Source organism: Streptosporangium sp. NPDC049376, from assembly GCF_044466505.1.
Taxonomy (GTDB): domain Bacteria; phylum Actinomycetota; class Actinomycetes; order Streptosporangiales; family Streptosporangiaceae; genus Streptosporangium.
In genome coordinates this window covers 1-11847 of sequence record NZ_JBITMT010000042.1, presented here as the reverse complement: position 1 = coordinate 11847, position 11847 = coordinate 1, and the positions used below count along the sequence as shown (strand labels likewise).

Annotated in this window: 14 protein-coding genes, 1 pseudogene and 3 CRISPR repeat arrays; of the genes and pseudogenes, 4 read left to right on the top strand and 11 right to left on the bottom strand. The window is 68.0% G+C overall.

The annotated features are described in order from the left end of the window. Nucleotides 1–524 precede the first annotated feature (524 nt). From ACIBVQ_RS40370 to ACIBVQ_RS40325, 10 genes are all read right to left on the bottom strand, one after another. Nucleotides 525–677, bottom strand: coding sequence for a hypothetical protein (locus tag ACIBVQ_RS40370; protein WP_399184237.1), 153 nt, complete (start codon nucleotides 675–677; stop codon nucleotides 525–527). Nucleotides 678–889: 212 nt separating this feature from the next. Continuing rightward, a complete protein-coding gene (locus ACIBVQ_RS40365) occupies nucleotides 890–1735 on the bottom strand; it encodes a hypothetical protein (protein ID WP_399184235.1) in 846 nt (281 codons plus the stop codon). Nucleotides 1736–1788: 53 nt separating this feature from the next. Then, entirely contained in the window at nucleotides 1789–1977 is a 189-nt protein-coding gene (locus ACIBVQ_RS40360) for a hypothetical protein (RefSeq protein ID WP_399184233.1), read from the bottom strand. A 558-nt stretch (nucleotides 1978–2535) separates the two neighbouring features. Further along, nucleotides 2536–2929: direct repeats of the CRISPR family, unit length 28 nt; unit sequence GTGCTCCCCGCGCACGCGGGGATGGTCC. 91 nt (nucleotides 2930–3020) lie between these two features. Then, complete coding sequence (locus ACIBVQ_RS40355; protein WP_399184231.1) at nucleotides 3021–4139, bottom strand: methyltransferase domain-containing protein; 1119 nt, start codon at nucleotides 4137–4139, stop codon at nucleotides 3021–3023. Nucleotides 4140–4524: 385 nt separating this feature from the next. Then, nucleotides 4525–4859: direct repeats of the CRISPR family, unit length 30 nt; unit sequence TGGGACCATCCCCGCGTGCGCGGGGAGCAC. A 311-nt stretch (nucleotides 4860–5170) separates the two neighbouring features. Then, a CRISPR array of direct repeats spans nucleotides 5171–5438; the repeat unit is 24 nt; unit sequence GTGCTCCCCGCGCACGCGGGGATG. Nucleotides 5439–5472: 34 nt separating this feature from the next. Beyond that, nucleotides 5473–5697 (bottom strand): BldC family transcriptional regulator, encoded by a 225-nt coding sequence (locus ACIBVQ_RS40350; protein WP_399184229.1) that lies wholly within the window; start codon nucleotides 5695–5697, stop codon nucleotides 5473–5475. Nucleotides 5698–5714: 17 nt separating this feature from the next. Then, a complete protein-coding gene (locus tag ACIBVQ_RS40345) occupies nucleotides 5715–5948 on the bottom strand; it encodes a hypothetical protein (RefSeq protein WP_399184227.1) in 234 nt (77 codons plus the stop codon). Between the two features lie 530 nt (nucleotides 5949–6478). Then, nucleotides 6479–6829: a hypothetical protein gene (locus ACIBVQ_RS40340; RefSeq protein ID WP_399184225.1), complete on the bottom strand. Its 351-nt coding sequence runs from the start codon at nucleotides 6827–6829 to the stop codon at nucleotides 6479–6481. A gap of 640 nt (nucleotides 6830–7469) precedes the next feature. Beyond that, nucleotides 7470–7706, bottom strand: coding sequence for a hypothetical protein (locus ACIBVQ_RS40335; protein ID WP_399184223.1), 237 nt, complete (start codon nucleotides 7704–7706; stop codon nucleotides 7470–7472). Nucleotides 7707–7738: 32 nt separating this feature from the next. Further along, nucleotides 7739–7882, bottom strand: a complete 144-nt coding sequence (locus ACIBVQ_RS40330; protein ID WP_399184221.1) for a hypothetical protein — start codon at nucleotides 7880–7882, stop codon at nucleotides 7739–7741. A gap of 755 nt (nucleotides 7883–8637) precedes the next feature. Beyond that, nucleotides 8638–8991: a hypothetical protein gene (locus ACIBVQ_RS40325; protein ID WP_399184219.1), complete on the bottom strand. Its 354-nt coding sequence runs from the start codon at nucleotides 8989–8991 to the stop codon at nucleotides 8638–8640. 77 nt (nucleotides 8992–9068) lie between these two features. Between ACIBVQ_RS40325 and ACIBVQ_RS40320 the strand changes: the two are divergent. Together ACIBVQ_RS40320 and ACIBVQ_RS40315 are read left to right on the top strand one after the other, a co-directional pair. Beyond that, nucleotides 9069–9266 (top strand): annotated as a pseudogene (locus ACIBVQ_RS40320) (winged helix-turn-helix domain-containing protein); the annotation flags it as partial. 90 nt (nucleotides 9267–9356) lie between these two features. After that, the gene (locus ACIBVQ_RS40315; RefSeq protein ID WP_362784656.1) at nucleotides 9357–9842 is read left to right on the top strand and encodes a UTRA domain-containing protein; all 486 of its coding nucleotides are present in this window, start codon (nucleotides 9357–9359) and stop codon (nucleotides 9840–9842) included. A 303-nt stretch (nucleotides 9843–10145) separates the two neighbouring features. On the opposite strand, the gene ACIBVQ_RS40310 is transcribed toward ACIBVQ_RS40315, so the two are convergent. Next, nucleotides 10146–10520 carry a hypothetical protein gene (locus ACIBVQ_RS40310; protein ID WP_362911291.1) on the bottom strand — a complete coding sequence of 125 codons (375 nt, stop codon included), beginning with the start codon at nucleotides 10518–10520 and terminating at the stop codon, nucleotides 10146–10148. Between the two features lie 188 nt (nucleotides 10521–10708). On the opposite strand from ACIBVQ_RS40310, the gene ACIBVQ_RS40305 reads away from it, so the two are divergent. Both ACIBVQ_RS40305 and ACIBVQ_RS40300 read left to right on the top strand, forming a co-directional pair. Beyond that, entirely contained in the window at nucleotides 10709–10900 is a 192-nt protein-coding gene (locus tag ACIBVQ_RS40305) for a DUF397 domain-containing protein (RefSeq protein WP_399184217.1), read from the top strand. Nucleotides 10901–11039: 139 nt separating this feature from the next. Next, nucleotides 11040–11393, top strand: coding sequence for a hypothetical protein (locus tag ACIBVQ_RS40300; RefSeq protein ID WP_352013946.1), 354 nt, complete (start codon nucleotides 11040–11042; stop codon nucleotides 11391–11393). The last annotated feature ends 454 nt before the right edge of the window (nucleotides 11394–11847 follow it).

Here is an 11847-nt window from a genome sequence, read left to right as displayed (position 1 = left end):
GCTTCGACAAGCTCGCCAGCCGCTACCTCGCAGGCGTCACCCTGGCATCCGTCATGCTCTGGCTCCGCCACTCCGAATTGTCAGACAGGCCTTAGTCCGGTGCTCCCCGCGCACGCGGGGATGGTCCCGCCTCGTGTGGGTTTTCAAAGCGGTTGAGGCTGTGCTCCCCGCGCACGCGGGGATGGTCCGTCGCGAGGTAGCCGATGAGGTAGGACGAGACGGTGCTCCCCGCGCACGCGGGGATGGTCCTGGTGCAGCACTACAGCGCGGGGCTGGCACATGGTGCTCCCCGCGCACGCGGGGATGGTCCCCGCCGACACACGTCGAGCGCGATGCGCGAGCTGCGCTCCCCGCGCACGCGGGGATGGTCCCCCGAACCGCGGGTCATACACCTCATCGCTGGAGTGCTCCCCGCGCACGCGGGGATGACCCTCTTTTCGTTGGCGACGATCGAAGGACAGGCCCGTTCGCTGGGTGTTGGTGGCACGGTCATTTGGACGTGTCATCAGCCCCAGGTCGTCACCTCAGCGGGCGGGTACAGCCTCGCCCGGGTCGCCCAGCCACACCTCCTGGCGGCCGTCTACCGTGACCGTCAGCCCGAACTCCTCGTGCCCCGGCCTCCCCCACTCGACCCACCACCGGTACGCGGCCTCGACCTCGTTCCCCTTGTACGGCACGCCTACTGTGAGGCAGTTGCCTGGCTGTCCTCGACCGCCCGGACGAACTCACCGTGAACCCGTTCCGCCCGTCATCGGCCTGACGGACGGCAACCACGCCAACTACCTCTGGGACGACCACGAACGCCGGATCCAGCTGGTACCAGCGCGGACCCCAACCATGACCTCAAAATGTCATCGGAGTACCAGGGGCCCACGACAGAACCGGTTCGCTAGAGGCGTCCGTACGCGCGCAGGATCTTGAGCTTGCCCACGGTGAGGTAGCCGCCCCATTCGTGCTGGACGAGGGGGGTCCACATCTCCCAGTTGGGCGCCCAGCCTCCGTCATCGGCCTGGTCGCGCACTGCCACGTCCAGGTGGCGTTCCAGCACGGCGGTGTCGAACAGAGGCAGCCGCAGCGGCTCGGGGGCGAAGTCGAGCGGGTAGTGGACGTGGCCCGGCTGGTCGGGTTCGAGGGAGACGGCCGCCAGGAAGGCGGGCTTGAGGCGGGTGAACTCGGCCAGGGCCCGCTCCCTGTCGGGTACGTGCTCCAGGAAGGTGAGCACGGCGCGGGCCTCGTACTGCTGCATCTTGTCGAGGTCGGCGATCCGTGACCAGCAGAAGTCGGTGGCGGGCCCGAGCCACGGGTGGGTGACTCCGTGCTTGTGGAGCAGGCCCGCGAGGGGTGCGGTGGGGTTGAGGTTGGCGGGCGGGTCGGCGTCGGTCTGCCACCAGGGGGCGCGCGGCGCGTCGGTGGGCAACATGAAGGGCACGCCGCCCTCGGGCGTGCTGATGCCGGTCAGGTAGTCACAGGCGGCGGCCGTCATCGGGTCGGCGAACGCGTCGAGCTCGTCCAGCAGCCAGAACGCGATCTCGACGGGCTGCGGCTGGCTGCCGGAGCCGCGCAGGTCGGGCTCCAGCGCGTGGCCGAAGCCGCCGTCGGCGTTCTGGTAGCCGCGCAGCGCGTCGAGCACACGGGCCCGGGAGCCGCCGCCGAACAGCGCCTCGAATCTGAGCCTGTCGAGGAGCCTCGCGTGGAGCAGCAGGTAGCCGCTCGCCCGGTGCAGAAGGTCGTTCATGCGAGCGACGATACGTCGTCGGCCATGGGCTTCTCTTGTACGAATCGGTCACGTCACGGCGCGCCCAGAAGGGCGGCGGCCTCGGCGCCTTGCCCGCTGACGTGCCGGTTGGCGGCGATCACCAGCACGTATCCCAGCCGGTGCACTTCCAGGAAGGCACGCGGGTGGGAAGCTTGGCCGTAGACCTCGTCCCCGGTCACCCAGGAGACATCGAGGCCGACGCCCAGCGCCGCGCCGATCATCCACGCGGTCAGGGTGGACTTGGAGGCGAACGAACGCGGCCCTTCCCCGCATACACGGGGAGCACACCCTGGCCGACCAAAGCACCATCCCAGAGCACGGACCATCCCCGCGTGCGCGGGGAGCATGCAGGTGTTCCGCGCCCGCTCGATCGACCGGGGGGACCATCCCCGCATGCGCGGGGAGCATGTCTCACCCTGGCTGGTGACCTCCTTGGTGGCCGGACCATCCCCGCATGCGCGGGGAGCATCCTCGGCGACCTGCGGGTTTACCGGCGACCAGGGCGGAAATTCATCACTTCCATCGGCTTGGACATACCGGACACACCACGAAGTTCACCAAGGCATCGCCGACCACAGGCTAACGTGCGACACGACACAAAACCCCATGATCCACAAGCACATCCCGAGACGGGAAACCCACCACGCACCAGAAAACCCTGCCACCGCCCTTGCCCTCAGAGCCCTCCACACCCTTCAAACAAGATGTCCAAAATGTCCGACTCAACGAAAGTAATGATTTCCAGCCCTCACCACCGACAAACTCGCAGGTCGCCGAGGGTGCTCCCCGCGCACGCGGGGATGGTCCTCGATGCGGAAGGGGACGGGGCCTATATGGTCGGTGCTCCCCGCGCACGCGGGGATGGTCCCGCGCCCCAGTCCGCGCGGAACATGCTCGCCGAGTGCTCCCCGCGCACGCGGGGATGGTCCCACGATCCGGGCCTGCTCCTTCTCGCCCGCGCAGTGCTCCCCGCGCACGCGGGGATGGTCCCCTCCGCAACTTCACGTGTGAGGAAGGGGCTGGGTGCTCCCCGCGCACGCGGGGATGGTCCGAACCCGCCTCTGAACTCCGTGAAGATGCTGCAGTGCTCCCCGCGCACGCGGGGATGGTCCCAGCCATGCGATCGTGTTCACAGTGCGCTCGCCGTGCTCCCCGCGTACGCGGGGGTGATCCTCTTTTCGTTGGCGACGGTCGAAGGACAGGTCCGCTCGCTGGGTGTTGGCGCACGGTCATTTAGGGTGTGTCGCCAGCCCGGGTCGTCACCTCAGTGGGCGGGTACGGTCTCGCCCGGGTTGCCCAGCCATACCTCCTGGCGGCCGTCTACCGTGACCGTCAGCCCAAACTCCTCATGCCCCGGCCTCCCCTGCTCGACCCACCACCGGTACGCGGCCTCGACCTCATCCCACAGGCTGCGCGGCCCCCCCTGGTAAACGCGCGAGGCCGAAGGGTTCTCCTCGTCGAAGAACGTCGCGGCCCATGACCGATCCCTCAGCCCGAACAACCACATGGTCTGCTTGCCGCTCGGGCTGCGGCCAACGGTGTGGGAACAGCCGGGCACCAACAGGCCGAGCACGAAGTCCACCGCGGCGAAGGGGTCATCGGTCACGACGTCGGCCTCGGTAAGCGTGGTGGTGGACTCACGGGTATCGGCGGGCCAGTCGCCATCAGGCAGGTAGTCGCTGAAAGCCCAGCTCACCCGCTGAGAACGCACATGCATGAACCGGACAGGCCCCGTGAAGCGTCCGCCGGCGCTGCCGTCGCCGGCCACGACCAGTCGCACGACGGCGTTCTGATCAGTGAAGTCCGGCCCCCACGGAAGCACGATCACCCCGCCGGGCCGGGTCTGCCGAACCCAGGTGCAGGGAACCTCACGAACGCCCGCGGTGACCAGGATCCTGTCGTACGGCGCCCGCTCCGGCATGCCCTGCAGACCTTCACCGAGGCGGACCTTCGGATGCCACCCGGCGGCGGCCAGAGCCTTGCGGGCGGTCTCGGCCACCTCCTCGTCGATCTCGACCGACACCACGTTGTCCTCACCCAGCCGGGCCGATAGCAGAGCGGCGCACCAGCCGGTGCCGGTACCGATCTCCAGAACCTTCGCGCCCTCGAACACCGACAGGTCGGCGAGCATGGAGAACACCACGCTTGGCATCGAACTGGAACTGGTCGCCAGATCTCCACGGTCGGCTCCGGCCCGCAGTGGCCCACCGTCGTCCCACTGGGTGATGAGTGGCACGTCGGTGTAGGCCCAGCGATACCACTCCTCGGGATCATCGGTCTTGGACACCACCAGGCGCCGCCCCTCGACGGAGGGCCACAGCACCTCGGGCAGGAACAGCTCCCGGGGCACCGCGTCATAGACGGGCGCCCAGTCGGGAGTCATCGCCCCGGAGGCCAGCAAATGATCGCGTAGCCTCCGTCGGCCTGGCCCCATACCGCTCACTTCGAGGGCTTCTCGTGCTTGCCGTCATCGGGGCGACCATCAGACTGCTCCTTGGTCAGCGGCGCCGGCTCAAACACCTTTTCCTTCTCAGCGGGCTTACCTTCGTGCTCTCCCATAATGGGCATTCCTTCCCTGACTCGGCTCCCGAATGGAGCACCCACGGTAAGCGTAATCTCGCGCCCAGCAATCGGAAGGAACAATTCATTATCCCCAGACCGGAAACGTTCCCGTAAACCTCAGTCCCCATTGAATGGGAATCGCGTATCGGCCATCGATACCAACACTGCAAGAGAGAGGACATCCGACTAGCCCGCCCGCAAGCCCCTGAAGCTTTCCCCGCATGCACGGGGAGCACTGGGCGCTGCTGGGCGACACCAACGTCGACCTGGGACCATCCCCGCGTGCGCGGGGAGCACTCCCCGGTCTGCGGCATCGCCGGTTCTGACATGGGACCATCCCCGCGTGCGCGGGGAGCACTTGAGGGCGGCGGCCAGGCCGGGCCGGTCCGTCGGACCATCCCCGCGTGCGCGGGGAGCACCGCCGTGGTGAGCTGGGCGCGGAGGGCCTCCAGGGACCATCCCCGCGTGCGCGGGGAGCACGACGGGAGCCGGGGTTCCATCAGCCCAGACGTGGGACCATCCCCGCGTGCGCGGGGAGCACCCCTCGGCGACCTGCAGGTTTATCAGCGACCAGGGCCGAAATTCATCACTTCCATCGACTTGGACATTCCAGACACACCACGAAGTTCACCAAGGCATCGCCGACCACAGGCTAACGTGCGACACGACACAAAACCCCATGATCCACAAGCACATCCCGAGACGGGAAACCCACCACGCACCAGAAAACCCTGCCACCGCCCTTGCCCTCAGAGCCCTCCACACCCTTCAAACAAGATGCCCGAAACGTCCGACTCAACGAAAGTAATGATTTTCAGCCCTCACCACCGACAAACTCGCAGGTCGCCGAGGGTGCTCCCCGCGCACGCGGGGATGGTCCCCTGCTGGCGAGGCTCGTGGCCGGGATGGACCCGTGCTCCCCGCGCACGCGGGGATGGTCCCCATGCCGCACACACAACGGGCCACCCCTGAGCCGTGCTCCCCGCGCACGCGGGGATGGTCCCGACGGTACGAAGTCCTCCCCGTACACCACCCTGTGCTCCCCGCGACGCGGGGATGGTCCCGCGGGCGGCCACCTGCCCCGGTACTTCTCTGGGTGCTCCCCGCGCACGCGGGGATGACCTCCTCCCGCTTGGAGAAGCGGAAGGTGACGATCAAGACGTGGTGTTGAGGAGGGCGGTGATGTCGGTTTCACGGTAGCGGCGTTGGTTGCTGGGGGTTCTCACCGAGGGGATGCGGCCGGTGAGGGCCCAGCGGTTGACGGTTTTGGGGTCGACGCCGAAGATGCGGGCCACTTCGCCGGGGGTGAGGAGGCGTTCGGTGGTGCCGGCTCCGGTGGTGAAGGTGCCGTCGGGGGCGACGGCCTTGAGTGGGGACACGGGGGCTCCAAAAGGGGTCAGGGGCGGGTGTGGTGGAGGATTTCGTCGTGGTGGGCCAGGGCGTCGGCGAGGCGGTGGAGGGTGGTTCGGCCGAGGATGTCGCGGGCTCCGGCCGCGCGTTGGTCAGGCCGGAGCGGCTTGTAGCGGATGGCCCACCATCGGGGAAGGCCGGGCAGGTGGAGATGTTCGTAGCGCCAGGCGGGGTGGGCGCTGATGAGCAGGTCGATCAACCGGCGTTCGTACTCGGTCATGGTCGTCCTGGTTCGGAGGGCGGACAAGAAACCCGGACCGCGAGGCCAGGGCCTTTCACTCGGGCGGGGATTCCCGATCGCTCGGGCCGCGAGGCCGGGAGAACCTTCGCAGGGACCGCGAGACCGGGGCTTTCCCTTGGGCGGGGCCCTCGACCGCTCGGGCCGTGAGGTCCGGGATTTCCAGCCGTTCGGGCCTGGACGGCAGGTCCTCGCGGAGACAAGGAGGGCGGGTGCCCGGCCCCGAGCCGGGGAGCACGACGGCCAGGCACCCTGGAGGAGGACCGGCCCCACACGTTCAGGGCCGGTGCGCCAGACGACTCCCCTTCCCCACCACGCGCCCAGCGTGCATGAGAGCCGACTTGCGGAGGTGTGCGGCCCAGGTCCCTCCCACCTGAGCCGCACGTCTGAGGAGGTACAGCGGGCCACGAGCCTTCCCGCCCGCCGTACCGGCTTTCCGGAGTTGTGTGCGGTCCAGGTCCCTCATCCCTGGACCGCACGCTCAAGGGGTACGGCGAGCCGCCGTACCGGCTTCACGAGCGCAGCAACCTGCGCAATCCGGCGGAGCAGTCCCCGGCCCGCACGGCCCGGACCAGCCGGGATGTCCGCGCTGCCTGTTTGGTCCGAGCGCTCCGGAGGGCGCGGGCGACGGCGACACCCCGGATGCTCGGCGGCACGACCGAAGGCGCGTGGGCGGTCAGCTTGCGGTCCAGTTCCTCGACCGACTCGGCTCGCACCAGCAGCACCTCCCCGAGCCCCGGCCTGACCGGCGGAAAGCGACGGTAGGCGCTCCACAGGCCGGACCGCGAGCTGTGGAAAACCAGCCACTCCGGATGGGCCTGCTGTACGGCATCGCAACTCCGAAGCACGACACCCGACATCACGCCGCCCTCCCACCCGGCAAACGCCCTCCGGCGGACACCACTGCCTCGCCCGGCGAAGGCCGTCCCCCAGCGGACACCATTCCTTCACCCGACGAAGGCCGTGGCGCCATTGCCTCACTCGACGAAGGCCGTCCACCAGCGGACACCGTTCCCTCACCCGGCGAGCGCCGTTCCCCGGCGGACACCACTCCTTCACCCGATGAAGGCCATGGCCCCATTCCCTCACCCGGCGAAGGCCGTCCACCAGCGGATGCCGTCTCCCCGCCCGGTGAACCCCGCTCCTTGGTGATCACCTCGGTTCGCGTCCCGCCGAGCTCCTCGGTGACCGCCACTCCGGCCCGCCTACGGGAAGCCCTCCTGCGAACCGGCGCCGGGGAAGACTGCGGCGAGAGCCGGATGGCTCGGATCATCTCGGCCTCCCGCATCCGCTCCTCCAACCCATCGGCCGTGGGGTCCTCCACGATCACCGGTCGAGGTCCGTCCCAGGAGGCCACGGCGTAGAAGGCGCGTCGTCCCAGGCTGTAGAGGACCGTCCAGTCGGCCCAGGCCTGGTCGATCCGCTCGGCTTCGGCTCGTGCGGGGCCGTCCCAGACCCGCCGATAGACCGGGGCGTACGGCTGGCCGTCGCGGTGGCGTCCCGTCATGAGGTGACCTCCTCGACCAGGGCGACGCGGGCCTTCTCCTCCTGCTCGGCGACGATGGCCTGGATCTCGTCGAAGGTGTCGGCGTCCACGGCCGACTCGGCTCCGGCCCGTACGGCGGCGCGGGGGAAGAGGCGGTTGCGGAAGGCCCAGAAGCGGCCCGCGTCACTGATGATCAACCGCCAGCCCGGGATCACCGGGCGGCCGGGGGTGCTGTGCATGATCTGGACCTCCAAGATCCGACCAGAGGCTTGTGCCGACGAGGTGATCACCGGCCGGGCCTGCCCTGCGGGACGACGAAGAAGGTGTGTGCCAGCCGGACGAGCGCCGGGCCGACAGGCCGCCTGAGCCTGGGGAACGCGACATCGGCCGCCGCGTCGAGGCGGCCTGCCGCTCGCGGGCCGTACGCCACCGGGCTGACGCACCCTCGTCCAGGTGATCCCCGACCGAAAAGCGCCAGGGAAGGGGCGCCGGATTCGCCGAGGCGGCCACGGCCGTACCGGCACAACGGGCGCGGCCTCCGGAGCGGCGACCGGCCTGTCCACAGGCACCGGCCCAGAAGCGCCGCCCTCCTCCACAGGGCCGTCCGGAACCACCGCAGACGCCCCCGGCCCGGAATCCGCAGGGCCTTCCCGTACGGCGGTCGCGGCCACTCCCGGCTCAGGAGCAGGACGACGCCGACCAGGCACCGGCCCACAATCCGGCTCGGTCTCATCCACAGGACCGTCCGGTACGGCCTTCGCGGCCGGAGCCATCGCGGGCGCCTCCGGCTCAGGGTCGGGACGCCGCTGGGCGGGCACCAACGGAAGCACCTCGGCGGGAGCCACCTCCACCGGAGGCCGAGGCGCGGGAAGGAACTGCGGGCCGTACACGCGGCGGACCTGGAGACGGGCGTTCATCAGCAGACCGGACGGCTGCGCGTACTCGTGCCCGTCCTGGCTGGAGCAGCCATGGGCGTAGGGGGAATGGCCACAGCGGGCACATCCCATGGGCAGAGGTACGACACCGGCGAAGCAGCCGCAACCGTCCCGGATCGACGTGCCCGAGCTGGAGTCCCGGGCATTACTCTTGCTCACGTCAGGAGTCACCTTCCTGATCAAGGACCTGTCCCGACGTCGCAACCGTCGGGCAGGTCCGTTTTCGATGTGGCGAGTTCGTCTTGACTGGTCAGGGCGTGTTGGGTTCTCTGCCGATCTCGGCCCATGCCAGGTGGCCAGTCCTGTTCTTGCTTGTGCCGAATGCGCGTGCGAGTCGGGATACGACTGCGACACCTTCGCTTTCGACCTGGTCGTTCTCTCCGGGATCCCGCACTTCAAGGCGCAGCCCGGTCTCCCAAAGCGTCATCTGCACGGTCACGGTCGCCGTGGGCTGATTCCGCCGAACCGCATCCTCGGCAAGAGCTGCGGCCACCTGTTGAACCGCATCAGCGAGGTCGAGATGAGCGGCTAGAGCAAGGTTGCGCGCCCAAGCTTGGATGGTTTCCACCATCTCTGGCCGGGCGGGAATCGTGGCTTCATACACCGACCCTCCTAGGTATCCTGCTTGCCTTCGAGGTACCCAGCTTGCTGAGCAAGATAGCCTGCTGTCAAGCTGGAATCGTGGATCAGTCAGGAGCCCTGTACCTCGCTATCGCGGACCAGCTCCGCCAGCAGATCGTCAATGGCGAACTGGCCCCCGGAGCCGCCCTTCCCTCACAGACGGAAATCGCCCGACAGTTCGGGGTTTCCGATGGTGTCGCGCGGAAGGTCATCCGGACGTTGGTCGTCGAGGGGCACGCAGTCGCACGTCCAGGAGCGGGGACGTTCGTTCGGGAACGCCCCACTCCCCGAAGACTTGTCCGCTCCTGGCATCGCTCTCTGCGCGGCGGCAGTCCCTTCGCCGCCGAGATGAGAGCCCAAGGAGTGAACGGCGGCTGGCAGTACAGCAGTCGCACCGAGACCGCGCCGCCCGCCGTACGGCAAAGACTGCTGCTCGCCGAGAGCGACAACGGGCCGGACGCGATCAGAACCGACTACGTGTTCACCGCCGACGACGAACCGGTGATGCTCTCCACAAGCTGGGAACCCTTCGCCCTGACCAAGGGGACGCCCATCGTCCTGCCCGAGGACGGCCCCTACGCCGGACGCGGCGTCGTCGAACGCATGATGGCGATCGGCATACGCATCACCCACTCCGCCGAGGCCGTATCCGCCCGGATGGTGCTGACCACCGAAGCGACCCGTCTGCAGATGGCGCCGGGCTCGATCGTCCTCACCATCGAGCGCACCTACTGGGCCGATGAACAACCCGTCGAAACCGCCGACATCGTGATCCCCGTGGACCGGTACCAGGTGATCTACGGCACAGCGATCGACGAAATACCGCAGACCTGAGACACCCCCACGATCAGGCGCGTTTACCGGTTGCCCAGCCCCTGCCGCACCAGCGCGAGGTAGTGCTTCCCGTCCAAGGGCTTCTTGGGCTCCTGCGGCCTTGCCGTACGCCCACATTCACCTGTTCGCCTGTGGACAACGGTGTCGTGAGTTCTACGCTCGGGTGAGACCGGGTCCAGACGAAAGCCTTGGATGTCAACACGACGCAGGGCTACCTGTCCTCAATGGTCACCCGACTCGCATAGATGAAGATCATGGACTCCACGGTTTCGGGGATCACCCAGGCCGCGAACCCCGAGGTGATCAAACGCCAGGGTGCGAGCGCCGAAAACCATGACCTTCAGAACCGCCTCGCCGCTGTTTCCAGACGATCCGATCCAGCGCCTCCGCCAGTTCGGCGGCAGAGGTGACCTGGACGCCTTCATGCTCTATCGACTGGTCATCCCAGTCAACGCGTGTCACGTCCAATATGCCGCCCCGGAAGACCGCGATCACACATTCGATCGAAGCCCGCTCCAGCTGAAGGATGTAGACGGGATCCATGCCGAGGGCGTCGAACGGACCCTTCACGGTAAGGGCGATCCCGTCAGCGGCCAGAGCATCGGATCGATCGCGCCGCCATCGCTCCACCGCTGCGACGGTCGGCTCGTTCTCGTCGCAAGAGTGCGGATTGTCCATAGTCCGCGATTCTTACAGTGTCCGGGCAACCGCCTCCGCGATGAGCGCCAAGAGCACGTCCGTCGCCACCGGTCTGTTGATGGGTAGGAGCCCGGTCGGCCCGGGGAACCGGGGACACCAATCGGCGCCTTCGGCGCCTGACCACTTTCACTCCCAAGGACCCTGGCACCATTCACAGCGCCGGGGTCTTGTTCGTACGGCGGGAATCAGGTTCCCCGAGAAGGCGGGGAGCAGCCATCTCCCCTGACCTGTCCAACGCCGAGTTCCGCAAGAGCAGCCTCAGCGGCACCCACGACAACCGCGTTGAGGTCTCCACCAACCTCCCCGGCCTGGTCGCCGTCCGTGACAGCAAGAACCCCTCCGGCCCCGCCCTGATGTGATCCGGGCAAGGGCCACGCCAACGAACGGGGGACGGTCACCTGCGCCTGGACGAGATGCTCGCAGGCAAAGATCTTGGGCTGTACGTCCATGATGGGCGGGCGTTAGCCTCTGCGTATGCCTGGGAGTCGGCTTGGTCGGTTGAGTCTCCGCGCTGATGCGCTCTACTGCCTGCTCGTCGGGGTGGTGATCGCTTCGACCGCGCCCCTGACCGCGCCTGCGGTGAGGCTGCCGGCACTTGTCGTCGGCGGCATCGGTGTGGCCGTCGTGCTGTGGTCCGGTGTCGTGTGGCGGCTCAGTCTCCGTCCTTCGATGGGGAGCCTTCGCCTGGTACTTCTGGCGAATCTGCTTGCGGCATGCGTGCTCGCCGTCGCGTCTGCGACGGCGGCGAGTGTGCTTGTCCTGCTCACTCTCGCAACGGTCGCGGCAGATGTCGCTGGTTTCGCAGGCAGTCAGATCGTTGCACTCAAACGGCTGGCCCACGAACCGTCCTGACGAGTCGACATGTCCGCCGCCAGGTGCTGATCGTTCCAAGGCGCTCTGCCGAACATGCCTCGCAAGCACCTGCCCTCCGTCCGGCCCCTGTGCGGGGAGGCGGACGTCGCAGGGGATCGCGAATCCACAGGTCTTGACAGTTTCTCGTTCACAACGTTCCCCAACCGAATCGGCGCCTTCGATGCCCAACCTCTCGGCCTCGTTGTGCCCGTACGGCATCGAGAGGTTGCATGGGCGGCGACCGCCTGTCCGAAGGCGAGGAACCCCATGTCCCCCGACCTGTCCAGCGCCGAGTTCCACAAGAGCAGCCTCAGCGGAGCCAACGGGCAATGCGTAGAGGTCGCCACCAACCTCCCCGGCCTAAGGCCTGTCTGACAATTCGGAGTGGCGGAGCCAGAGCATGACGGATGCCAGGGTGACGCCTGCGAGGTAGCGGCTGGCGAGCTTGTCGAAG

Excerpts from the sequence above, each read along its gene's own strand:
- ACIBVQ_RS40355 (WP_399184231.1), bottom strand. The coding sequence starts at position 4,139 with ATGACTCCCGACTGGGCGCCCGTCTATGACGCGGTGCCCCGGGAGCTG.
- ACIBVQ_RS40365 (WP_399184235.1), bottom strand. The coding sequence starts at position 1,735 with ATGAACGACCTTCTGCACCGGGCGAGCGGCTACCTGCTGCTCCACGCG.
- ACIBVQ_RS40345 (WP_399184227.1), bottom strand. The coding sequence starts at position 5,948 with ATGACCGAGTACGAACGCCGGTTGATCGACCTGCTCATCAGCGCCCAC.
- ACIBVQ_RS40310 (WP_362911291.1), bottom strand. The coding sequence starts at position 10,520 with ATGGACAATCCGCACTCTTGCGACGAGAACGAGCCGACCGTCGCAGCG.
- ACIBVQ_RS40360 (WP_399184233.1), bottom strand. The coding sequence starts at position 1,977 with ATGATCGGCGCGGCGCTGGGCGTCGGCCTCGATGTCTCCTGGGTGACC.
- ACIBVQ_RS40315 (WP_362784656.1), top strand. The coding sequence starts at position 9,357 with ATGAGAGCCCAAGGAGTGAACGGCGGCTGGCAGTACAGCAGTCGCACC.